Below are 22,260 nucleotides of genomic sequence, written 5' to 3'. Positions count from 1 at the left end.
TGCCGGGCAACCCCTATGACGGCCACACCCTGGCCGAGCAGATCGCCCAGACCGAGCGCCTCACCGGGGTCGAGATCGAGCGCGCCTATGTCGATCGCGGCTACTGCGGCCACGATGCCGACAAGGCCCGTATGTTCGTCTCGGGCCAGAAGCGCGGCATCACCCCGACCATCCGCCGCGAGCGGCGGCGCCGCAACGCCATCGAGCCTGTCATCGGCCACATGAAGAGCGACGGTCATCTCGGTCGCAACTTCCTGCGCGGCACGGAGGGCGACGCTGCGAACGTCACCCTCGCCGCCGCGGGCCACAACCTGCGCCTGCTCCGCGCCTGGCTCGCCTGGCTCTTGGCGTGCCTGCTCGGCCGGCTGTGGCCATCCCAACAAAGCAGAGAGGGCCATCAGCCCAGGCCTTGGCCGCCTGAAGCTGCGTAGTTCACGGCCGACCAGATAGGGATAGACCTCGAGGTCCAGCCGTGGCGGCCGACGCTCAACCCGGCACAGCACCAGGTGCTTGACAGCATCAAAGCCGATGGCGCCCAACCGCAGCGCCTCAGCGACCCCCGCCTGCACCTCCTCGAGGCTGAACACCTCCAGCAGCCGCAGCACCTGGACCCATTCCCGTCGCCCCGCTTTGCCCAGCCGCGCCTCCAGCAATCGGCGGAGCACCAGGAAGGCATCGGGCAGCTCCCAGCCGGCGAGCGGGGCCGCCTGGTCCAGCGCGCCGATCTTGCGCTCGAGCAGCGGCAGATAGTGCAGCGGCTCGAGCAGCACGTCCTCGCGCTCGTAGGACCGGCGGTGCCGGGCGATTACCGCCGCGCCGCTACCGATCATCACCTCCTCGACGTAGCCGCGGACCAGGACCTCGCGGTGACCATAGGCGACCGGCACCGAGTAGTCGTTGCCGCGGTAGCGCACCAGTGACAGCGAACTTACCCGGGCGCTGCGCCTCTCGCAGGCCTTGTAGGGCGCGACAGGCAGCGGCAGCATCGCCTCGAGGTCCCGCGCCAGCCGCTCGCCAATGGTCTCCTCATGACCGCGCAGCCGCGCATTCTGTCGCTCCCGGCAGCGCATCTCGAGGTCACTGTTGGGAGCGGCGAAGCTCTCGACCTGCGGCACCGGCACCAGGAAGTTGCGCCGAGCGTAGCCGACCAGACCCTCCACCTTGCCTTTATCATTGCCCTTGCCCGGGCGGCCGAAGCGATCGGCGAACAGGTAGTGGGACTGCAACTCGGCAAAGACCCGGGTGCGCTGCCGCTTGCCATCACCAAGGATGCGCACCACCGCCAGCTTGGTGTTGTCGTACACCCGACGCCGCGGCCCCTGGCGCTCGCTGGAGGCGGTTGAATACGCCACCCTGGAGCGGGTCGACGGGTTCAACAACCGCCGCTTTCTCGAGCCGATCGGCAACATGCCGCCCGCCGGGGCGGAAGCGCGCTACTACGCTCAGCTCGAGCCAGCCGCCATGGCGGCCTGACTCAAGCCCACCAGCCTCCGGTGAACCCGGGGCGGTTCACCCGTTGCAAAAGCCGAACCGAAACTGAGCCGCGCCCCCCGTCGTTCAACTCGGACAGCGAAGCACGGAGGACCGTGTCATGAGCACAGCCACCGCAATCACTGATCATGACGAGATCCGCCGCTGGGTGGAAAAGAACAACGGCCGCCCAGCGTACGTTGAAGGCACGGGTAGGGGCGATGACCCGGGGGTGCTGCGTATCGACTTCGACGAGAGAGACGCCAAGCTTCGGGAGCTGCCCTGGGGCAAGTGGTTCGAGTGGCTCGGCAAAAGAGAGCTTGAACTGCTCTGGAACAAAGACGATCTCTTCGACAAGTTGGTCAGTCGCAAGTATTGATTCTCGTATAGGGCGGGCGCCGTCAGCAAACGTCTCCCAGACGGCGATGCGCGAGTTAATGTAGGGTGGCCTTGTCACGGGAACATGCTTGCAAGACCAATTCTGATTAGAGACCAATATGATTATGATCTGCTCTAATGCCTAGATCACAGAAGGTCGGTATCCTCACCTTCCATCGCTGCATCAACTACGGCTCCTATTGGCAAGCGCGAGCCATCGTCGAGGGACTGCGGCAGCGAGGACATGAGGCGGTTCTTCTGGACCATCAATCCAATCAGGTGAACCGGGCTGAGTGGAAATGCGCCCTCCGACCGACTTTGCCTACTCCAACGCTGCGGTCGGACTATCCGTTGTACGCAGCCAAGGCACGTAAGTTCTTCGAGGCCTTTGCCTCATTGCCCTTGTCGCGCCCATTCTCCATCGAGGATCCAGCCGACATGGAGCCTGTCGATGTTGTTCTGGTTGGTAGCGATGAGGTCTGGAACTTCTACCATCCCTGGTACGCAGGCTATCCGCTTTTCTTTGGCGAAGGCCTGAAGGCGAAGCGTCTGGTCTCGTACGCCGCTAGCTTCGGCAATTACCAAACAAAATCGCCGCTTGAGGAGAAATGGGCAAGCCGGCTCAGGCGCTTTACCGCGATCGGGGTCCGCGATGAGAATTCACGCCGCCTCATCCAAGAGTCGCTGAACTTGGACCCTGCGCTCGTTCTCGACCCCTGCCTGCAGTTCGACACCGTCTGCCGGCGCGAGCCCATCAAAGGGCGGCGGAACCAGGCGGTCGTCTATGGCCACGGCTTCCCCAATTGGTACATGCGATCCGTGAGGGCCTGGGCTGATGCCCGCGGCGTGCATCTGATCAGCCTGGGCTACCGCAACGAATGGGCAGACGAGCAGCGCCTCACGACGGGGCCAGAGGAATTCGCCCAGGCGATGGCGAACGCGAGAGCGGTTGCCACCAACTTCTTTCACGGCTGCGTGTTCGCCCTGCTGAACGCCAAGCCCTTCGTATGCGCCCCGAGCGAGTACCGGTCCAACAAGGTGGCCGCCTTGGTCGCCACGGTGGGTGCGCACGATCATCTCGTCACCCAAGAGGCCCCCCAAGCGCACTTTGATCGTGCCCTCGACGAGCCTTTGAGCTCTACCATCCACATTCGCATCGACGAACTTCGCCGACGCTCCACCGATTATCTTGACCATGCCTTCAAATGACCAAGGGTTGTCGAACTCGCTCCGCCCTCCTCCACTGGCGCCCCGCGATATTGTCACATCTGGGCTCTGCATTGGCTGCGGCGTTTGCGTAGCGCAAGCGGGGCGCGAAGGCGCGGGGATGAGGTTCGATCCCTATGGACAGCTGAAGCCGCACGGGCCGGGCGAGTGGTTCTCACGCCGAAGCGAAGCTTTCACCAGGACCTGTCCCTTCTCACCATCGGCCTACAACGAGGACGAACTTGCGCAGGTGCAATTCCCGATGGCCCGCAACCTCGACGACCGGATCGGCCGTTATGAAGCGGCCTATGTTGGTCACGTAGAGCAGGGGGATCTGCGCGCCTTCGGTAGTTCGGGCGGGATGGTGACCTGGACGGCGATGGAGCTGATGCGCCGCGGTCTGATCGACGCGGTTGCGCATGTGGCGGCGACGCCCAGTCCAGATGAAGGCGCCCCGTTGTTTCGCTATGTCATATCCCGCTCTGAAGCCAGCCTGCGGGCGGGCGCCAAGTCCCGCTACTATCCAATCGAACTCTCGGAAGTGATTAAGGCGATACGATTCACGCCTGGACGCTATGCCGTGGTCGGCCTGCCGTGCTTCATCAAGGCGATCCACCTGCTCCGCGCTGAGGATCCGGTGCTTAGGGAGAGGGTCGTCTTCACGCTCGGGCTCTTCTGCGGACACATGAAGAGCGCCCGCATGGTCGAGAGTTTCGCCTGGCAAATGGGCGAGCAGATCCAAGCAGTGGACAATATCGATTTCCGCGCCAAGGATCCATCCCGGCCGGCTAATTGGTACACCGCCCGGATCGGATTGAAGACCGGCGGGGAGCGACGGCAGGACTGGTGGCACTTTGTCGACGGCGACTGGGGAGCCGGCTTCTTTCAGAACTCCGCCTGTAATTTCTGTGATGATGTCGTTGCTGAGACGGCGGATATTTCTTTCGGAGACGCCTGGATCGAACCATATTCGTCAGACGGACGAGGGACGAATGTCGTTGTCATACGATCGCCCGTCCTAGATCGCATCGTTCGTAGCGCCTTTGCGGCCGGTGAACTATGCCTCAAAGCCGTTGACGCCGATTTTGTGCACCAAACTCAGGCTGCGGGTTTTCGCCAACGGCGCGAGGGTCTGGCTCTGCGGCTAAGTCGCAGGCGATTCGGCGTGCGCCCGAGGAAACGGATTGCGCCTCTGCCCCCGCGCTTGTCTGTACGCCGTCTGGCCGTCTACCTTCTGCGTGGACAGATTACCTACTGGAGCCACCGGATATTCTTCCTCGCCAGGCTCCTGAACAAGCCGGGTTTGTACACCCGCTGGGCGAGAACGGGCTTGGCTGTGTACCAAGGCTTTGCATACTCACGAGGGAAGATTGGCGCGGCAATCGATCGTCTTCAGGCTGCGGCTCCATCTTTGTCACCTCGTTCCAAAACGAGCGCTGATCTTCACGACTAAAAGCTCGTTTGCGAAGTCATGAGGCGGGCAGTCGCCTGGGATTGGGGTGAGCGAGGCGGTGGAGCATCATGCGGATCGCGGCCGGGGTGACCCTCGCTTCGGGGACCTCGGGTAACGCCTCGTAGGCCTTGGCCCGCCGGCGCCATCGGCCAAACCAGCCGAGCGACCTCTCGACCACCCAGCGCCGCGGCTGCACGACGCAGCCGATCGTGCCCGGGAAGCGGCGAACGATGGTCAGCACCAGCCCCGTCAGGAGGCAGGCGAGCAGGGCGGTAAGCCGGTTGTAGATGCTGTCGGCGAACACCGTCCGGAGCCGGTTGTAGAGCGGTTTTTTCAGCAGGCGCAGCTCGAGCGCCTGCCCGGCCACGACCTCTTTCAACCTGCGCGCTTCCTGGCGCAGGGCCTTGACCTCGTCAGTTGTCGCAGCGCGGCCGTGTCGCCCGCCAGGCGCCACTTGCCGTCCGGCGCAGTGCGCCGAACCCAGGAACTCCTTCGATCAGGAGTAGTACAGGCTCTCGGCAATGCCTTCGCGGCCGCACAGAGCAGCAATGCTGTCCTCACCGCGCAGACCCTCCAGCACAATCCGGATCTTCTCCTCGGATGAATGCTGTGTGCAGGTCGCGCGCCGGATGCCGCGGGCCACCTGCTCGGCAGGCGGCTTGGCCCCAGCGGTACCAACCCTGGCGACGAGGGCGGAGGATTTCTGCCTCATTTTCACTCCTTGGCGGGTACGGTGAGCCAGAAATCCTCCGCTTCTCAACCCGCCTCAGCTGTCTCATGGGCCCCTACGCCGGACAGCCTGCAGTGGTGCGTTGCTGGCTGGCTTTCAGGTGTTCCCTTCATCGCCCTGCACAGCACCTTCGTCCGCTGGACGCGCTTGGAACTGTTGCGCCGGCTAGGCCAACGTCTCGCGCTCAATTGGCGCCTGGCCTGCGGCGGCGAGGTTCCGCCCTCGGCAGTGGTGGCCGACAGCCGCTCTCTGCGGTCAGCCCCGACCGCCTGGGTGCGCTGCATCGACGGTGGCAAGCTGGTCAAGGGCGTGAAGCTGGTCGCGGTCTGCGATAGGCACGGATCGCTGCTCGAACTGCAACCGGCCAACACGGACGACCGCGCGGGCGTCCTGCCGATGCTGCCGCGGCTGGCCGCGCTCGGCTTCCAAGGCGAATTCCTGGCCTGAAAGATACCACCTCCGGCGGCATCCTTTTGTCTGGCGGCCAGACGGCCCCGGAGCGCCCCCCGAATATGGGCATCGCTTCACCGGCGATAGGTGCGGCTTATCGAACTGTCCGCCCGGATGGAACCTTTGGCCACTGCCTGACCACACGAGTGCCGCCATTCAACCACTGCCTCATTGCCTGCGCGCGCGAGACGGACGACAGGGAGACCGGTGCAACGGCGTCACACAACGTGGGGAAAACGGAGGGTGATACTGGTGCCACGCTCCGGTGTCCCCGCTCGATTTCGCCGCCGAGTTGCCGGGCTAGGTGGCGGAGAAGGTCGGAACCCTGCCCGCCGCCTGCACGCTGCGCCGCCTCCTCCGCTTGCGGGTTCATCCCCCTCCCGTCGTCGGAAACCGTGAGCGACGCCTCGGCCCTGCTCGCATTGCAACGCAACACGACGCGCACAATGCCACCATCCTCGTTCTCCGGGTACGCGTACTTGGCCGCATTGGTCACCAGTTCGTTGACGGCAAGGCCCACGGCCACGGCTTTGTCGAAAGGTAGCGCGCAGGCATCCAACTCGGCTTCCACGACCACCCGGCTGCCGAGGCTCAGGTCTAGGCTGCCGAGCAATGACCTTAGATAGCCTGAGAGGTCAGTGGTCGTCCCGTCCCTGGGGCCGCCGCCCTCCATCGCCGAGAGGCGGTCCTGCGCTAGGGCGATGGCGGTGACCTGCTGCATGAGTTGCCCCATCTACTCGGCGGCACGCGCGTTCTGCTCGGTGATGGTAACGCGGCGCGTGCGCGCAAGCATGGCTGCCACAAGGGCGAGATTGTTCTTAGCTCGGTGCTGCAACTCCCGCAGCAGCACGGCCCGGCGTTCTGCGCGCACCGCTACCTCTGCAGCGGCGATCTCCGCTGTCTGCACTGCCGCAAGGCGCTGAAGGGCGCCGGCCAGCAAGGCGGCCAACGTCTCCAAGAACTCGGCGTCGGCCTCGCTGAAGTGGCCGGGCAGCTCGCTGTCGGCTTCCAAAACACCCCAAATCATGTTGCCGAAGGTGACGGGGACGTTCAGCAGCGAGACAATGCCGTGATCTGCAATTACCGGATGGAGGCGGAACTCGGGATGGCCACGGATGTCGTCGATCAGGATTGCTTGGCCAGTCTGAAGCGCGCGCCCCGATGGTGAGTCCAAGTCGGTGCCGAAGCGGGCTACCCCAACCACGCCGGGCTTCCAACCCACCCCGGCCTCAATCAGCAGGTCGCCCTGCTCGGGCCGGTAGCGCATAACCTTGGTATGGCCGACGCCGGTCGCCCTTGCGGCCTGCGCCACCGCGCGTTGCAGCAGCGGGCCGATCTCTAAATTCTCCAGCGCAATCTGACCAAAGTCGCGCAGGATGCGCTGATGCAGGCGCAGTCGCCGCAGTTCCTCGACCATAGTGTGTGTGGTGGTCGGCGCCGGTGAGGGGTGATCATTGGCCATGGGCTATCAACCGCCTCGACTGCCAGAGGTTTGCCGGCCTCAGGTCCCACACAGGCCTGCTGGGTACCAATCGTCAGGTTTTGGCCACTCTCATGTCCGAAGGCCGAGGGCGGATGCGTTTTCCGGCCTGCTTGCCCCCGAGCACCGGACGGCACGGCGCGCGATGCATGAGCGGGTCTGCCGCGGCGAGGCTGTCATCAGGCTGATCGGCGCCATCCTCCTCGAGCAGCCCGACGAGTGGGCCACCCAGCGCGCGCTACATGACGCTGCAGACCATCAGCCCGCTGAGCGAACTGCTCCGGGTAGCCTGCCAGCCGTGGCCGCCTGACCCGGCGGCCTTGCCCGCCGAGGAACACCGCTCCTACACCACGCCCGGGGACATGATCCCTGATGTTACGCCTGCACCCTACATCCCGGCCGCGCGGACCACGTTGGTAGGCCAGGGCAGGTCACGGAGGAGTGGTGCCATGACAGACAATCAGGACGACCGAAAAGTACCGGAGATGCCGGTCGCGGAGGATTTGGCGCGGCAGGGGATGTCCACGCCGCGGCAATCGCCCGGAACGGGCGGTGGCGGGCACGGCATCGCGTCCGGCCACAACCCCGGCGGCATGATCCCGGGCGGCGGGCCTAAGCCGGAACTCGGCAGCCTGGGCGCCAGCAATGCCGAGACCGGCGGCGCCGCGACGGGGTCGCAGAAGCGGGGTGGCCGATGAGCAAGGAAGACCAGCGCCGCAGGGCTCCAATGCGGCCGGTCCCGGCAATACCCATTACGGGCCGCCGCGCAATGCGCTGGGGCCCTGGGGCACCAGGGAGGAGCCATTCCATTCTAAAGGCGGCAACCTGCCGCCGACCCCGCCAAGGATCTGACGCGGAATAAATGAATCAGTGTCTGTCCGGGATCATGTTGTTGTCTGGCAGAGCCTTCGCAGCATGAGGCGAACGGAGGCCCAGCGCAGGAATGCGAGGCTGGTGCGGTTCAGGCACTCCCAGTCTTTTGCCAAGCGACGGCAGCGGTTCAGCCACGAGATGGTCCCCTCAACGATCCAGCGCTTCGGCAGCACGACGAACTTGTGCCGATCGGAGCGCTTGACGATCTCGAGGTTGATCCGACTGCAGACAGCCCGCAGCCCGGACTGAAACTTCGGCCCTGGTAGCCTCCAACTCGTCCAGCGTCATCTCACCGCGGCCCTTGCCACCCATGACCCGCTTCAGCACGGCATTCAGCCGGTGGTAGTTGCCCTGCCCACGCGGCAGCCGCAGCCCTTCCTCCTCCTCCTCGACCACTTGCGCCGCGATCAGCTGACCGATGCGCTGGCGCAGGCGCCGCTCCACGACCGAAGGTGTAGCGATGAGTTCGCCTTGGACGTCCGGCGCCGGCTCGCCGGCCGCAGCCAGCCGGGCATTCTGCGCCGCAGCTGTGAAGGCGGGCCCAGGCGCCAGCCGCTTATAGCGCAGCCCCGTCGCAGTGGAGACAGCGCCACGATGCCGGGCGGCATTGTCACGTTGAAGGCCCGTGGGTCTGAAGGGGCCGTTTGAGCGAAGCTGGGACGATGATGTCCGAGCCCACGACCTATCCTGGCCATCGCTTCCCGGCCGAGATCATCCACCATGCCGTGTGGCTGTACCACGTCTTCAGCCTCAGCCTGCGCGATGTCGAGCTGATCTTCGCCGAGCGGGGCATCACGGTCGCGCACGAGAGCATCCGGCGATGGTGCCTGAAGTTCGGCCACGACTTCGCGTCCAGGCTGCGGCGCCGGAGGCCGAGACCAGGCGACACCCGGCACCTCGATGAGGTGTTCCTGCGCATCGGCGGCACACTGTATTACCTCTGGCGCGCCGTAGACCAGCATGGGGTCGTGCTCGACATCCTGGTGCAAGGTCGCCGGAACGCCACCGCGGCCAAGCACTTCTTAAGCGGCTGCTGCATGGGTAGCGGTACAAGCCGCGGCGCTTGGTCAACGATGGCTTGCGTAGCTACAGTGCGGCAAAGCGGGAGGTCCTGCCGGGGTGCAGCACCGGACCAGCCGCTACCTGAACAACCGGGCGGAGAACTCCCACAGGCCGACGCGTCGGCGCGAGAGGCAAATGCAGCGATTCAAGTCAGCCGAGCAGGCGCAGCGGTTCCTCTCGGCGCATGCATTCATCTATAGCCACTTCCGTCCACGGCGCCATCTGATGAACGCAGACCAGCACTGTTGTGCTTGCGCCAAGGCCTTGAGATCTGGCGCCAGGAGACTTGCGCCCACTTCGCCGCGTGAGGACGCGCGAGTTTGATCGCGCGCTCAGCCTCGCTCGATCACTAATCAACGCGACAATGCCCGAAGCTGCCTTCGCGGCCGAAGTGCTCAACCGCATGATCCGGGCAGCGAAGCCAGTCTCCAGTCGTGCTTCATGGTATTATCAGCGCGTAGCAGGCATGGTCGGCCCCACCTTCCCCGTGCATTAGCGCCTCGGAAGGAACCTGGGTGACGTTGACAGCTGTCAACGGAGAGCCATCGGATGTTTACAACCTGCAGCGCCATGCCTTACGGATATAAGCCGTAATAGGCTCGAGGTTCCGTAGATGGATCACGCTCCCCCGGAAGCCGATGCGGAGGATCCGGAAATTCACCTCGACAGCATCATCCGTCAGGATGCGCTGGCCCTGAGCGGGCAGCTGGCCTCGATGCGGGCCAAGCTGTTTCCGCCGCGATCGACCAAGACGCTACGGCACTTCTCCAGTGGCGAGGCAGCAGCACTGATCGGCGTGACGGACGCCTATCTCCGCCAACTCTCCCTCGCCGGCCAAGGGCCGCAGCCGAAAACCGGCATTCGTGGCCGCCGCTCCTACTCACTCGCGCAGGTCAATGCGTTGCGTCGATTCCTCTCAGCCTCCGAGCGCCGCAGCTACGAGCCGCACCGGACAGAGGGCGAGGCGTTGCAGGTGCTGGCCATCACCAATTTCAAAGGCGGGTCCGGCAAGACGACCACCGCGGCCCATCTTGCACAGTACCTGGCGCTGCGCGGCTACCGGGTCCTGGCGATCGACCTTGATCCGCAATCGAGCCTCTCCGCCCTGTTCGGCATCCAGCCAGAGGCGGATCTGGAGGAGAATGACACGCTCTATGCCGCGCTACGCTACGACGCGCAGCGGCGGCCGTTGCGTGAGGTAATTCGGCCGACCTATTTCGACGGCCTAGACCTAGTCCCTGCCAACCTCGAGCTGCAGGAGTTCGAGCACGACACACCCCGCATCCTGGCTCGTGGCGGGCGCTCAATGGACAGCCCCTTCTTCACCCGCATCGCCGAGGTGCTGGGGAGCGTGGCCGCGAGTTACGACGTGGTGGTGATCGACTGCCCGCCGCAGCTCGGCTTCCTGACTCTCGGCGCGCTCTGCGCCGCGACGGGGGTCATTGTTACTATCCATCCGCAGATGCTGGATGTCGCCAGCATGGGCCAGTTCCTATTCATGACCTCAGATCTGCTGGAGGTCGTCCGCCATGGCGGCGGCACCCTGGATTATCGATTCCTACGCTACCTGGTTACCCGCTACGAGCCGCAGGATGGGCCGCAGACCCAGGTCGTTGGCTTCCTCCGTACCCTGTTCGGAGAGCGCGTGCTGACGAATGCCATGCTGAAATCCACCGCCGTCTCCGATGCCGGCCTGACCAAGCAGACACTTTACGAGATCGGTCGCCAAGGGGGCGCCAAGGGCAGCTACGCCCGAGCGCTGGAAGCGCTGGATGCCGTGAATCTCGAGATTGAACAGCTCATCCGTCGTGGCTGGGGGCGCACTGCATGAATCGCAAGCAAATGCTGAAGGATCTCCTTGTGGCTGATCCGGCCGTGGAGGCGCCGCCCGTCGAGCTGCGCCCGGCTGATGCCGGGGGCCGCCGGATTCCCTCTGGCGCGGTGCGTGCCATGGGGATCGACCTGTCCCGATTGCAGGACGAGGCCAAACGGGCCGAGGTGCTGGAGCGCGAGAGCCGCAATGGCCAGGCCGTGCTGGAGATTGACCCCGCGAGCGTCGATCCCTCCTTCGCCGAAGACCGAATCGCACGCACCAGCGATGCGGATTACCGCCGTCTGGTCGAGAGCATGAGCGCTTCGGGCCAGCAGGTGCCGATCCTGCTGCGGCCCCATCCGGAAGCGGCGGGGCGGTATCAGGTGGCCTATGGGCATCGGCGCCTCGCAGCCGCGGCGGAGCTTAGCATCGCGGTTCGCGCCATCATCCGCCCGCTCACCGATGCGGAGCTTGTCATCGCTCAGGGCAAGGAGAACGCCGAGCGGCGCAACCTTTCCTTCATCGAGCGTGCGATGTTCGCGGCGGAGCTGGAGGCGCGCGGCTTCGATCGGGCGACCCTGCATGCCGCGCTTGCCGCACATCCTGCGGAGATGACGCGCTACCTGGCCGTTGCCCGGGCGATCCCGCGCTGGCTGGTGCGGGCGATCGGACCGGCGCCGCGGGCCGGCCGGCCGCGCTGGATGGCGATGGCCGAATTCGCCGCCGCCGACGGCGCCCTGGATCCGGTGGTAGGAATCACCGAAACGGAGGACTTTCGTGCGGCACCCTCCGATACCCGTTTCAGCATGGTCTATGCCGCCCTGCAGTGTCGCAGCGAGGCGGCAGCGGAGCCTGCCGCGGCCGTGTCTCCGATCCGAGACGGCATGTCCTTCATCCATATCGAAGAGCTCGACAGCGGGACCCGTTTCACCATCCTCAAATCGGCGCCGGCCGGGCTTTCGGGCTATCTGCTGGGGCGCCTCAGGGATTTGGTGACGGAGTTCCAGGCCGAGCAGGCTGCGCCGAAGCGTCCGGTCGAGTGAGCCGAGACTCTCGCTCTGGCGGAGTGCGGGGACTCTGGTGAGGTGGCCCGCCGGGCCGAGCCGCGGGCGTGCGGCGCGGGCGGATGTGGACATTGGTGAGCAAAGGCCTCAGCGCATCCTGATCGTAGCGGGGCTCTGAATGAGCCTGGCTCTTGCCGCGTTCTAAGACCCCGTTTGCGAAGGGGTGAGAGCACTGGTTTGACGGGCTGATCCTGGCCTCTCGGGCGGCGTTGCGGGCGGTTTCCGACTGGGATACCGCCATGTGGACGCCGGCCGATCGCGCACTGGTTGGGGACTTTGGCTCCGGCCAAACCCTGACAGATGACCAGTTCCGGTTGCTCAAGCCGCTGATCCCGCCCGCCAAGTCGGGCGGGCGGCCGCGCACGACAGACATCCGGAACCTGCTGGACGGGCTCTTCTACCTCGTGCGCACCGGCTGCCAGTGGCGGCACCTGCCGCCGCCTCCGGCCTTCCCCCCCGTGGCGTACGGTGTATGGTTACCTGCGCGCTTTCCTGCGGGACGGCGTGTGGGAGAGCATCCGCCACCATTTCCTGGTCACGCTGCGCGAGGGTGCGGGGCGGGAGGCCAGCCCCACGGCTGCAATCATCGACACCCAGAGCGTGAGGACCACGGAGAGCGGCGGCCCGCGCGGATGGGATGCCGCCAAGCGGCTGAAGGGGCGCAAGCGTCACATCGTGGTGGACACCGACGGGCTGCTGCTGGGCGTGATCGTGCATGCAGCCGACATCCAGGATGCGGACAGCCTCGGCGATCTGCTGAAACGGGTGAAACCGCTCTGTGCCTGGCTCCGGGTCTTGTTCGCCGACAGCATCTATAATCGGCTTGCGGCCTTGCTCGCTTGCATTCTGGCAGGGCTGGTGCTGATCATCGTCCGCCGCGCCGCCGGCACCACCGGCTGCGTCGTGCAGCCGCGCCGCTGGGTGGTGGAGAGGTCGCTCGGCTGGTTCGGCCGCTGGCGGAGGCTGTCCAAGGACTACGAGGCGCTACCTGAAGTCTCCGAGGCGATGGTCACCCTGGCCGCGATCCGCCTCATGCTGCACCGCCTCGCCCATCCCAATCGCAGGCGACTAACCGCCCCATGACTTCGCAAACGGGGTCTAAGCGCTTCCGTCCGGGTTGATCCGCCGCTTATCGGACCGCAGGCACCTTCGGCAACACTGGCGGGCGGGATGGCTTCAGCAGCACGCCGTCATCTACGACATCCACCTTCGCCGCCGGGTAGACCGCCAACGCCATCTGCAGGGCGCCAGCCCATTTGTTCTTGAAGTGGTACAGCTCTTTGTACCCGCCACCGAACTGGCCTTTGAGGGCGCGCCAGGGAACCAGCTTCGGGCCTGGCAGCGCGTGCAGCCGGTATGCTAGCCAGAGATAGGTATCCAGTGCCGCAGGGTTATTGGACAGCGCCCGGATCGCCGCCTCCTCAAGTGGTACCGGATGCCGTCGCAGCTGTTCGAAGAAGCCTTCGGACAGCTTAGCGGTTTCCAGCGACAGCCGCCCTTGCCCCGACCGCTCATCCTCAATGAACAAGGCGCGGTCAACGATGGATTGGTTGATCAGCCCGGCTGACTTGCCACCCTGCAGGTGAAAGGTCAGCCGGCAGCGAGAGATGCGTTCAGCCTGATCCTTCACAAGCGTACCGGTGCGGCCGCCGACGCTGACGCCGATGCGGCCTAGCCAGTCGCGCAGGCTACGTCCCAATTCGACCTCGCGGGAGCCGGTGCGCAAGGCCTCGGTCTGCAGGTAAAGGAGGATGAGCCGGGCATGGCTGCCGAAGGGTACGCCGAGGAATTCCAACGGCCCGTCCCCGGCGCGCGGACGTCGGCCGGGTTCGACCACCAGCCGCACCCGTTCCGCGGCTATCTCCCAAGGCTGATCATCCGGCAACCGCCGGTGTGGCAGAGCGCATTGCGCCCAGCCACTGTAGACGAAGTTGAGCGCGCCATCCTCGTCGCCCATATAGGCGGCGGCGGCCTCCACCAGGTCGCGGTCGATGCCTGCGGCAATGGCGCCTTGCTTGCCCCTCGCTTCCAGCAGCTCGTGCACAGTGCCCATCGCAGGCTCCGTCGGATCCATCATGGACCTCCATGAGCCATTCATTGCACGGCATGGCATATGCGGTCGCCGTGGACTTCGGTGAGGCGACTACTAGGGAAGATATTTGTTTCTACTATTAGAATTGGCTCACCAGACTCCACGGGATAACTTCGCTAAGCCCTTGATCTGCCGTCGACCGGTGCTCACCACAGTCCACGGCAGCCTCACCAATGTCCCCGGACCGCCTGTGAGTGGGCCTCACCAGGGTCCACACGACTCGTGCGCCTCGGATCCGCGACTCGGGACTTCCGCTCAGGGCTGGTTTCGCCGGTTGCGGCTGGCTGGAGTGCCGAGGTGACACCATCGACCTCACCAAAGTCCACGGCCATGCTGCTGTCCGGTCGCGGTCGTGCCGGACGGCGTGCCTGGGAGCGTAATCGCTCAGCCGGAGCCGGGCTGTCCAGCCCGGTGTTCGGCGCTGCGGCTTTGTGGATTGGGCGGTGCACAGCGTGGTCAGCGCCATGCACCGCCCGCAAGGCTCAGCCTGATGTCGGGACTTCCGCCCCTGCAACTGAAGCAGATCATGGATCGTCTGGATCATGCGCCCGTCAGGCAGCATCAGCGGTCCGCCGGCCACTGGCATGGACTCCGACGGGTCCAGGTTCCGGCTGCCGAAAAGGTAAGATTCGGCATCGGTCACCAGCACGCCAATGATGGTTCCCGCGACGATGCGGTTGCCGAGCTCCCCAAGGTGCAGGCCGCCCTCACGCACGTCGGCCTCCCTCAGCACGTAATACCAGAGCGGGGTGCACTCGAAGAAGCCGCCCTGCCTCAATGCCTGGACCACGGCTTCAACGCGGCTTCTTCGCAATTCTCTTCGCTGAGCGGAGCGATCTCACGGCCTGTGCAAGCGCCTGCCGGTCGGCAGGGAGAGCCGATAGCCGCGCTGCAGGTTGCGCGCGCCAGATGCTTCAACAGCGCCGCAGGCCCTCCAGCTCCGCGTCGCTCGGGCCCTCCTTCAGCTCATTGCCTTCATTCGGCAGGTTGCCGAGCGTCGGCGCGAGGCTGGTGTCCAGCTTCCGGACGAGCCGCGCCGGCAGGATCGTCGGGGCAACGTCCGGCTTCCTGCCGGGCAGCGTGGTTTCTGGATGCGGTGAGGTGCCGCCGAACCGGTCCCACTCGATGATCCAATGCGGCAGCACCGGTCCGCCGTCGAAGGGCCGCAGGCTGGCGCTGCGCTCATTGGATCGCTTGCCGCACTCCCAGCAGCGGAAGCGGCGATAGCCTTGGGCCGTGCGCTCCGCCACAGCGGACGAGTCGAAGGCAACACAGTCCATCCCCGAGTTCTGCCCCGCTGGTCCGGAAACCGATCGGCTGCACCCTGGCCGGCCAAACAGGCCGATGGCGCGAATTCTGAATAATCCTCGGCCGCTGAGCCTTTGCTGCCTCACCCGCGATAAACCCCCCTTACCGCGGGTGAGGCGAGGCTTGCCGCAATTGCGGCAAACCGCCAGACTCCGGGCCTGGGGCGTTGTAGGGGAGGGGGGCTTTGGCTGAGCTGGAGGCGGCGACGACTGCGCCGGTGGTCGCCGGGCCTGAGCCACGCCAGCCGGTGCCGCCGGCGGCGGCCGCGGCGCTCGATGCCGCCAAGGCCTATGCCCGGGATGCCCTCGCGCCGGAGACGCGGCGCGCCTACGCGACCGACTGGGCCCACTTCACCAGCTGGTGCCGCGACGCCGGCTGCGACCCGCTGCCGGCCGAGCCGGCCGCGGTGGCGGCCTACCTCGCCGCAATGGCGCCGCTCTACTCCCGCTCGGCGCTGGAGCGGCGGCTCGCCGCCATCGGCCATGCGCACCGGCTCGGCGGGCTCGCCTGGTCGGCCGGCCATCCGGCGATCCGCAGCACCTTGCGCGGCATCTACCGCCAGCATGGCAGCCGTCGCCGCCAGGCCGCGGCGTTGACCTCGGTCGAGCTGAAGAAGCTGGTTGCCGCCTGCCCGGGCGACCTGGCCGGGCTGCGCGACCGGGCGTTGCTGCTGCTGGGCTTTGCCGGGGCGCTGCGCCGCAGCGAGCTGGTCGGCCTCGACCGCGAGCACCTGCGCTTCACCGAAACCGGGCTGCGGCTGCTGCTGCCCCGCTCCAAGACCGACCAGGAGGGCAAGGGGGTCGAGCTCGGCCTCAGCCGCGGCAAACGCCGCGAGACCTGCCCAGTGCGAGCGGTGGAGGCCTGGCTGGAGGCCTCGGCCTGCCAGTACGGCCCGGTGTTCCGCAAGGTCGACCGCTGGGGCAACATCGAGCACAGCCGGCTCGGCAGCGACGCGGTGCGCGACATCCTGCTGAAGCGCGCCGCCGCGGCCAAGGTGACCGTACCGGCCGGCGAACGGCTGTCGCCACATGGGCTGCGGGCGGGCTTCGTCACCGAGGCCTACATGGCCGGCGCCCGCGACGAGCAGGTGATGGACCACACCCGCCACCGCGACCTGAAGACCATGCGCGGCTATGTCCGGCGGGCCAAGCTGGTCACCGACAGCGCGGTCAAGCTGCTCGACCTGTGAGCCGGGCAACGGCCGTCGACGATCGGGCAGGGGAGGGGGCCGCCGACCGCCTCGTGCCGGTGCACACGGATTGGCTCTATCACCACCTGCGTGTGACCGGGGATCCTGGTGAGGTCACGGCCTTCCGGACGGCGGCGGCGGGGGCTGGCGTCATTCCCTGGCAGCACGATCTCGGCCCGGCGGCGGAGGACTGGTTCCACCTGCTGGTGGCGCCGCCGGCGCCGCAGCGGCGCAGCCTCAGCCTGGAGGGTGCCCGCATCCTCGCCAGCCAGCTGCAGGAGGCCGCGGAGGCGCGCCAACGGCTTGCAGTTGAACGTGCTGCCGCGAGTCGGGCCTGCCCGCTCGACCTGCACCGGCTGCTGCCGGTCCCGGAGCGGCTGCTGCACCTGGGGCCGGAGCACCCTGAGGCACTGGCTTGGCTATGGGCGCACTGGGGCACCACCCAGGCGCTGCGCCAGGTGGTGGAGCTGCCGGTGCCGGTACCTGGACGGCCGCGGCCAATCGACCCTGGCCTGCTATGGCTGGGCTTCTGGGCGGCCGACTGGACCCCCTGGCAGGCCATCCTTGCCCTGCGCACTCGCTGGCCCGGGCTGCGGATCGAGGTGCGGCCGCTCTACGATGATCCCTGAGCCCGACCGCGCCGACCGCTACGTCGACCAGGCCCAGGCCGCGGTCGGCAACAGCGGTGCGCCGGCATTGCAGCTTGGCGCCTACGAGGGCCCGCTCGATCTGCTGCTGGACCTGGCCCGGGCGCAGAAGGTCGATCTGGCGCAGCTGTCCATCACCGCCCTGGCGGCGCAGTTCGCCGTGGTGGTGGAGGCGGCCCTCGCCGCTCGAACGGTGCCGCTGCCCCGGCTGGCCGAGTGGCTGATCATGGCGGCCTGGCTGGTGGCGCTGCGTGCGCGGCTGCTGCTGCCGGCCGAGGCCGCGGAGAACGTCGCGGCCCGGCGCGAGGCCGAGGACCTGCGCCGGCGCCTGGCCGACCGGGCAGCGGCGCTGCGGCTGGCGGACTGGCTGGAGCAACGGCTGCAGCTCGGCCGCGACGTGTTCGGCCGCGGCGTTGCCGAGCCTGACGCGGGCAGCCTGCCGGCCGCAGACGTCACCGCGCTGCTGCGGGCCTGCCTGAAGCTGCTGGAACTGCCGGAGCGCGAGCGGGTCTACCGGTCCAACCCGCCACCGCTCTGGCGGGTGCCGGAGGCGCTGGACCGCATGCGCCGGCTGCTGCCGGACCTGCCCGACGGCGCGTCGCTGGGACGCTTCCTGCCGCCGGTGGGGGAGGGGCCTGCCGCCACGCTGCAGCGCCGAGCGGCGCTGGCCAGCACCCTCATGGCCGGGCTGGAGCTGAGCCGGGAGGGCGCGGTCGCCCTCGACCAACCGGAGGGCTTCGGCGAGATCCGGGTCAACGCGGCCAGATCAGACGCCGTTGGCGCAGCGGCGTAGGGTGCGCCTCCGCTCGGGTGCAGAGGCCGGCAGCCACAGCCTCTGAAATGACGGACCTGCGCGTTCTCCCCGGAGGTGGCCGCGTTGGCGCTGGGTCATCGGCGAGGCTGCGTCGGCGTTGTCGGTGACGATCGCCCCAACGAAGGCGATCCCGGCATCCTTCGCTTCCCGGAGAGTGGCCCGGAACATAGCGCTCCGGCTCAGCAAAAAGCCCGGCATATCGGAAATTTCGATCAGACCGGTTCAGCGGCCCATCCGATGTTTGAGCTCGGCCCAACGGTCGATGATCGGCATCAGCGCATCCCGTCCCTGGGCCGGCAGGCTGAACACGATGCGGTCGATGCCGGCCTCCTCGCAGAACCTCAACCGATCAATCTCCTCAGGGACACGGAAGACGGTGATCGGCAGGCTGGCGGGGTTGCGTCCTGCCTCGACCGCCATCTGACGGAACTTGCTGATCAGCAGGCCGACGCCATCCTTCTCCAGCCGGTCGGCATGGGGAATCCACCCGTCGCCGTAGCGAATGGCCCGCTTGGCAGCGTAGGGGAAGGCGCCGCCAACAATGACAGGGGGATGAGGCCTCTGGTAGGGCTTCGGCCACTGCTTCATCTTGTCGAAGTTCACGAATTCGCCGTGGTACTCAGGCTCCTCCTGTGTCCAGATCGCCTTCATCGCCTCGATCCGTTCGCGCGCCAGCTTGTGACGGGAGGCGAAGTCGGTGCCATGGTTTTCGATCTCGTCCTGGTTCCAGCCATTGCCGACGCCGAACAGGAAGCGGCCCGCCGACAGCTGGTCGATGGTCGAGACTATCTTCGCAGTGACGATCGGATCACGCTGCGTGACCAGGGCGATGCCGGTGCCGATCTTGAGGTGCGTCGTGACCGTCGCCGCCGCATTGAGCGCCAGGAAGGGGTCCATGATGTCGTAGTATGGCCGGATCAAAGGGCCACCGGCAGGGTAGGGCGTCTTGCGCGATGAGGGGATGTGGGTGTGTTCAGGCACCCAGAGGGATTCGAAGCCTCGCTCCTCCAGCGCCCGGCCGAGCTCTGCAGGCTGCATGGAGTCCGTCGTGAAGAACATCACGGCGCCGATTTTCAGCATCTCGCTCCCCCCGGGTGCTGTGGGATTGTGCGGCAGATGGAGGGAGAGCCGTCAAGGGATGGAATTCGGCCGATGCCAATCCCGCAGATTGACGGCGCGCATACGGCTGCCGAACGCGGCGCGGTCCCAGCGGCTTTATTGGGTATCGGGTGCCTTTGGGGAAGAAGCTGCTCTAGATTAAAGCAATAGAGCTGGCCCATGATGCCGGCCGAAAGCTGATCGGCCTTTCAACGGCGAAGCTGGAACATTGGGAGGTGACACGAGACATGAGCGACCTGGCCGAACCTGTGACGTCTTCGCAGAGCCCCTCTCGCGCCGAGCATGCCGCCGGCATGAGTGCCTATCGCGCAGCGGGAGAACGGCTGGCGGCCGAGATCGGCAATCGTGGGCCATTGCGGCTCACCGACGATGGGACGTTGCACCCCGATATCCAGGCAGCCTACTGGCGGCACGGCTACTACATCTTCGAAGGGGTTATCGACGCAACCGAAGTCGAAGCCTTGCGTGCCGACGCGCAGGAGATGCTGGCGCGCGCCCCGGTCGGGCCGGATGCAACAGTCGATGCGCAAGGCCGCCGGGCACTCGGCCTCGATTATGCCCGGCTGCCCTATCGCTTCACCAAGCCGTTGGCTGACCCTTGGGGCGGCACGCAGCTTTTGAACGGGCGGCATCCCACGAAGATGTCTCAGCCGAAGCCCGATGAGGGCGCGCCGGAACATGTCGTGTTCCTGATGTACTCCATGTGCCAGTCGATGCCCTCAGGCCTGCGCCTGTACGGGCACCCCAAACTGCTGGCCACGGCGCAGTCGATCAACGGCCCTGATTTCGTACCTTTCAACGACGCGATCTTCGTGAAGCAACCGGGCCTCGGCGGCTCCGTGGCCTGGCATCAGGACGGCGTAACCCACTGGAACTCGCCCGATTGGGATGAAGGGATTCACGGCTTCAATTTTCAGGTGCAACTCTACCCGACGACGCCGGCAAACTGCCTTTGGGTCCTCCCGGGTTCGCACAAGCTGGGAAAGGCCGATATCAAGGCGATGGTCGAAGCCAATGGTGGCAGCGAACAGCTTCCGGGCGCCGTGCCGCTGGTTTGCGAGGCTGGCGACGTGACCATTGTCAACCGGCAGGCGGTGCACGGCTCTTTCGCCAACAGCTCGCCTGATCTGCGGATATCGCTGACCTTCGGTTTCCACCGGCGCAAGTCGGTGCTGGGCCAGAAGGCTGCACTGTCGATCGCAGACACTAACGCAGTCTACGACGAACAGCGGGTGTTCGACCGCTCGGCGGTGATCCAGGTCGCCATTGATGCACGGCACCAGGCCTTTCCGGATGAGCCGGTATTCAGCTACCAGCCATTCGCCGGGCTCCAGGATCAGTTCCGGTTCACGCCGGAGACATTTGACCGGGTAATCCGCGACTACAACACCAAGGACCTGTCCATCTGAGGCAGGCACCGCCACCTCCGCAGCCTCCTTGCGCATCGCTCCAACCCCTCGTGGTTGGAGCCGCCGGCACGGAGGCTGCGCTTCAATCGCCTTACGAGCCCGGTTGGATCTTCCGCCGCTTCACCAGATCGCCCCAGAGGGATACCTCGTTGCGGATGAACTGATCGAACTGCGCCGGTGTCGTGTTTCCGGGCAGGAATGTCAGCGTCTTCATGCGCTCCTGCGTTTCCGGCTGCTGTACGGCGGTCCGCAGATCGGCGGAGATCTTCTCCACGATCTCCGGTGGTGTGCCTCTCGGCGCTACCAACCCATAGAAGGCGACCGCGTCGTAGTCCGGGAAGCCCTGCTCAGCGATAGTTGGGACATCCGGCAGCAGGGCGACCCGCTGCTTCGAGGTAACGCCGAGTGCCCGGACCCGGCCCGCTGCGATATGCGGCAGCATGCTGCTGTCGAACATCGCCTGCACGCGGCCGGACAGAACATCGATATGCGCCGGTGCGCTGCCAGTATAAGCGACCGTTGTCACCTCAATGCCTGCGATGTCGTACAGCAGTTCTCCGGACAGGTGGGTGACGGAACCGATCCCGGTATGCGCGACCGCGATCTTCTGTGGGTTCGCCTTGGCGTAGGCGACGAACTCCGCGACATTCCTGGCGGGGAAGGACGGGTGTACCACCAGGATATTCGGGATGGTCGAGATCAGGCCCACCGGCATGAAGTCGTGGAAGGGATCGTAGGGCAAACGGTCGAACATCAGGGGATTAAGCGCGAAGGGCAGGGACACGCTCAGCAGCGTGTGGCCGTCCGCGGGGGCACGCATGACCGTCTCGGTGGCGATCAGCGTGTTGCCGCCCGGCTTGTTCTCGACGATGACCTGCTTGCCCCAGATTTCCGTCAGCTTCTGCGCCGCGAGCCGGTTCTGGTTGTCGGCAGCCCCACCAGCGGCATAGGCCACGACGAAGCGGACCGGCCGGTCGGGAAAGCGCCCTGCTGAGTCGGATGCGGCCGGTTGTGCGCTGGCTTGGTTAAGGCCCAGCGCCGGCGCACCGGCAAGTCCGCCCAGCAGGGCTCGCCGCTTGATGACCATTGGTGTCTCCTCCTGTGTTCTTGTCAGCCTAGAACAATTGCTGAGGCTGCATAACCGGGCCGCAGAGCCGGGCGGGATCGGCCGCCTTGCCGTGAGGTGAAATGGCTACCTTGTGCAACCAGATCGGGGCGGCTGCCTGAAGTGGTCCCCATCGGTCGGACAGTTTGGCGGCCTGGATAAGCTCGGTCCTGGTTGTCGTCAGGCCGCCAATTTGGCCATCTCGTCCGCCCCATAGGTCTCGTTGGGGGTCTGCCCGGCCAGCGCGCTATGTGGGCGTCCGGCATTGTAGTAGCCGATCCACTTCGACAACCCGGCCCGCAACTCCGAGCCGGTCTCGAAGGCGTGCAGGTAGACGCACTCGTACTTCAGGCTGCGCCATAGTCGTTCGATGAAGACATTGTCCATCCAGCGGCCACGGCCGTCCATCGAGATGCGCACTCCGGCCTGCTGCAGCACGCCGGTGAACCGCGGCGAGGTGAACTGGCTGCCCTGGTCGGTATTGAAAATCCCCGGTCGCCCGAACCGCCCCAAGGCCTCCTCCAGCACCTCGAGGCAGAACTCCACCTCCATGGTGTTCGACACCCGCCAGGCCAGCACCTTCCGCGTCGCCCAGTCC

General features: G+C 66.1%; 20 protein-coding genes and 8 pseudogenes. 17 read left to right on the top strand and 11 right to left on the bottom strand.

Annotated features, from left to right (window positions below):
• Positions 1–431 (top strand): transposase (locus H7965_RS31265; protein WP_390624600.1); only part of this gene is annotated, 431 nt, incomplete at its 5' end.
• Between the two features lie 12 nt (positions 432–443).
• Here H7965_RS31265 and H7965_RS30470 read toward each other — a convergent pair.
• A pseudogene (locus H7965_RS30470) lies at positions 444–1,316 on the bottom strand (Mu transposase domain-containing protein); the annotation flags it as partial.
• Here H7965_RS30470 and H7965_RS24410 point away from each other — a divergent pair.
• From H7965_RS24410 to H7965_RS24395, 4 genes and pseudogenes are all read left to right on the top strand, one after another.
• Positions 1,309–1,473, top strand: a pseudogene (locus H7965_RS24410) (IS3 family transposase); the annotation flags it as partial. The pseudogenes H7965_RS30470 and H7965_RS24410 overlap by 8 nt on opposite strands.
• 118 nt (positions 1,474–1,591) lie before the next feature.
• Entirely contained in the window at positions 1,592–1,849 is a 258-nt protein-coding gene (locus H7965_RS24405; protein WP_186773176.1) for a hypothetical protein, read from the top strand.
• 137 nt (positions 1,850–1,986) lie between these two features.
• On the top strand, positions 1,987–3,057 hold the full coding sequence (locus tag H7965_RS24400) for a polysaccharide pyruvyl transferase family protein (protein ID WP_186773175.1): 1,071 nt from the start codon (positions 1,987–1,989) through the stop codon (positions 3,055–3,057).
• Between the two features lie 118 nt (positions 3,058–3,175).
• Positions 3,176–4,507 carry a Coenzyme F420 hydrogenase/dehydrogenase, beta subunit C-terminal domain gene (locus H7965_RS24395; RefSeq protein ID WP_186773174.1) on the top strand — a complete coding sequence of 444 codons (1,332 nt, stop codon included), beginning with the start codon at positions 3,176–3,178 and terminating at the stop codon, positions 4,505–4,507.
• A gap of 328 nt (positions 4,508–4,835) precedes the next feature.
• On the opposite strand, the pseudogene H7965_RS31260 reads toward H7965_RS24395, so the two are convergent.
• Positions 4,836–5,219, bottom strand: a pseudogene (locus H7965_RS31260) (hypothetical protein); the annotation flags it as partial.
• Positions 5,220–5,240: 21 nt separating this feature from the next.
• Between H7965_RS31260 and H7965_RS24380 the strand changes: the two are divergent.
• Positions 5,241–5,684 carry a hypothetical protein gene (locus H7965_RS24380; RefSeq protein WP_222440789.1) on the top strand — a complete coding sequence of 148 codons (444 nt, stop codon included), beginning with the start codon at positions 5,241–5,243 and terminating at the stop codon, positions 5,682–5,684.
• A gap of 97 nt (positions 5,685–5,781) precedes the next feature.
• On the opposite strand, the gene H7965_RS24375 is transcribed toward H7965_RS24380, so the two are convergent.
• Together H7965_RS24375 and H7965_RS24370 are read right to left on the bottom strand one after the other, a co-directional pair.
• The gene (locus H7965_RS24375; RefSeq protein ID WP_186773171.1) at positions 5,782–6,408 is read right to left on the bottom strand and encodes an ATP-binding protein; all 627 of its coding nucleotides are present in this window, start codon (positions 6,406–6,408) and stop codon (positions 5,782–5,784) included.
• Positions 6,409–6,420: 12 nt separating this feature from the next.
• Positions 6,421–7,149 (bottom strand): GAF domain-containing protein, encoded by a 729-nt coding sequence (locus H7965_RS24370; RefSeq protein WP_186773170.1) that lies wholly within the window; start codon positions 7,147–7,149, stop codon positions 6,421–6,423.
• 190 nt (positions 7,150–7,339) lie between these two features.
• Between H7965_RS24370 and H7965_RS24365 the strand changes: the two are divergent.
• Positions 7,340–7,477: pseudogene (locus tag H7965_RS24365) on the top strand (IS256 family transposase); the annotation flags it as partial.
• Between the two features lie 139 nt (positions 7,478–7,616).
• Entirely contained in the window at positions 7,617–7,865 is a 249-nt protein-coding gene (locus H7965_RS24360) for a hypothetical protein (protein WP_186773169.1), read from the top strand.
• Positions 7,866–8,051: 186 nt separating this feature from the next.
• Here H7965_RS24360 and H7965_RS24355 read toward each other — a convergent pair.
• Positions 8,052–8,261, bottom strand: a pseudogene (locus H7965_RS24355) (transposase); the annotation flags it as partial.
• The gene (locus H7965_RS24350) at positions 8,188–8,484 is read right to left on the bottom strand and encodes a hypothetical protein (RefSeq protein WP_186773168.1); all 297 of its coding nucleotides are present in this window, start codon (positions 8,482–8,484) and stop codon (positions 8,188–8,190) included. The pseudogene H7965_RS24355 and the gene H7965_RS24350, both read right to left, overlap by 74 nt.
• Before the next feature lie 221 nt (positions 8,485–8,705).
• Here H7965_RS24350 and H7965_RS24345 point away from each other — a divergent pair.
• From H7965_RS24345 to H7965_RS24330, 5 genes and pseudogenes are all read left to right on the top strand, one after another.
• A pseudogene (locus H7965_RS24345) lies at positions 8,706–9,426 on the top strand (IS6 family transposase).
• 289 nt (positions 9,427–9,715) lie between these two features.
• Positions 9,716–10,933 (top strand): plasmid partitioning protein RepA, encoded by a 1,218-nt coding sequence (repA, locus tag H7965_RS24340; protein WP_186773167.1) that lies wholly within the window; start codon positions 9,716–9,718, stop codon positions 10,931–10,933.
• On the top strand, positions 10,930–11,958 hold the full coding sequence (gene repB, locus H7965_RS24335; protein ID WP_186773166.1) for a plasmid partitioning protein RepB: 1,029 nt from the start codon (positions 10,930–10,932) through the stop codon (positions 11,956–11,958). Before repA ends, repB begins: the two co-directional genes overlap by 4 nt.
• Before the next feature lie 260 nt (positions 11,959–12,218).
• A pseudogene (locus H7965_RS32045) lies at positions 12,219–12,425 on the top strand (transposase); the annotation flags it as partial.
• A gap of 19 nt (positions 12,426–12,444) precedes the next feature.
• Positions 12,445–13,062 (top strand): annotated as a pseudogene (locus H7965_RS24330) (IS5 family transposase); the annotation flags it as partial.
• Positions 13,063–13,108: 46 nt separating this feature from the next.
• Here the strand turns inward: H7965_RS24330 and H7965_RS24325 are convergent.
• Positions 13,109–14,053, bottom strand: coding sequence for a replication protein RepA (locus tag H7965_RS24325; protein WP_229682767.1), 945 nt, complete (start codon positions 14,051–14,053; stop codon positions 13,109–13,111).
• A 932-nt stretch (positions 14,054–14,985) separates the two neighbouring features.
• The gene (locus tag H7965_RS24320) at positions 14,986–15,351 is read right to left on the bottom strand and encodes a hypothetical protein (RefSeq protein ID WP_186773165.1); all 366 of its coding nucleotides are present in this window, start codon (positions 15,349–15,351) and stop codon (positions 14,986–14,988) included.
• Between the two features lie 212 nt (positions 15,352–15,563).
• Here H7965_RS24320 and H7965_RS24315 point away from each other — a divergent pair, with 212 nt between their 5' ends.
• Genes H7965_RS24315 through H7965_RS24305 form a run of 3 tightly spaced genes read left to right on the top strand, consistent with a single transcriptional unit; the run spans position 15,564 to position 18,008 of the window.
• A complete protein-coding gene (locus H7965_RS24315; protein ID WP_229682768.1) occupies positions 15,564–16,568 on the top strand; it encodes a site-specific integrase in 1,005 nt (334 codons plus the stop codon).
• Positions 16,565–17,197 (top strand): hypothetical protein, encoded by a 633-nt coding sequence (locus H7965_RS24310; RefSeq protein ID WP_186773164.1) that lies wholly within the window; start codon positions 16,565–16,567, stop codon positions 17,195–17,197. The genes H7965_RS24315 and H7965_RS24310 overlap by 4 nt, the downstream gene beginning before the upstream one ends.
• Complete coding sequence (locus H7965_RS24305) at positions 17,187–18,008, top strand: segregation/condensation protein A (protein WP_186773163.1); 822 nt, start codon at positions 17,187–17,189, stop codon at positions 18,006–18,008. The genes H7965_RS24310 and H7965_RS24305 overlap by 11 nt, the downstream gene beginning before the upstream one ends.
• A gap of 243 nt (positions 18,009–18,251) precedes the next feature.
• Here the strand turns inward: H7965_RS24305 and H7965_RS24300 are convergent, their stop codons facing one another.
• A complete protein-coding gene (locus H7965_RS24300; RefSeq protein WP_222440787.1) occupies positions 18,252–19,109 on the bottom strand; it encodes an LLM class F420-dependent oxidoreductase in 858 nt (285 codons plus the stop codon).
• A gap of 266 nt (positions 19,110–19,375) precedes the next feature.
• Here H7965_RS24300 and H7965_RS24295 point away from each other — a divergent pair, with 266 nt between their 5' ends.
• Complete coding sequence (locus tag H7965_RS24295; RefSeq protein ID WP_186773162.1) at positions 19,376–20,557, top strand: phytanoyl-CoA dioxygenase family protein; 1,182 nt, start codon at positions 19,376–19,378, stop codon at positions 20,555–20,557.
• A gap of 91 nt (positions 20,558–20,648) precedes the next feature.
• On the opposite strand, the gene H7965_RS24290 is transcribed toward H7965_RS24295, so the two are convergent.
• Positions 20,649–21,644 carry a Bug family tripartite tricarboxylate transporter substrate binding protein gene (locus H7965_RS24290; protein ID WP_186773161.1) on the bottom strand — a complete coding sequence of 332 codons (996 nt, stop codon included), beginning with the start codon at positions 21,642–21,644 and terminating at the stop codon, positions 20,649–20,651.
• A gap of 198 nt (positions 21,645–21,842) precedes the next feature.
• On the bottom strand, positions 21,843–22,260 hold a 418-nt coding region (locus H7965_RS24285), incomplete at its 5' end, for an integrase core domain-containing protein (RefSeq protein WP_186773160.1).

It is taken from the genome of Siccirubricoccus deserti (assembly GCF_014283215.1).
GTDB classification, from domain to species: Bacteria; Pseudomonadota; Alphaproteobacteria; order Acetobacterales; family Acetobacteraceae; genus Siccirubricoccus; species Siccirubricoccus deserti.
The sequence above is the reverse complement of the archived record's forward strand: the minus strand, read 5'-3'. Positions and strand labels throughout refer to the sequence as shown.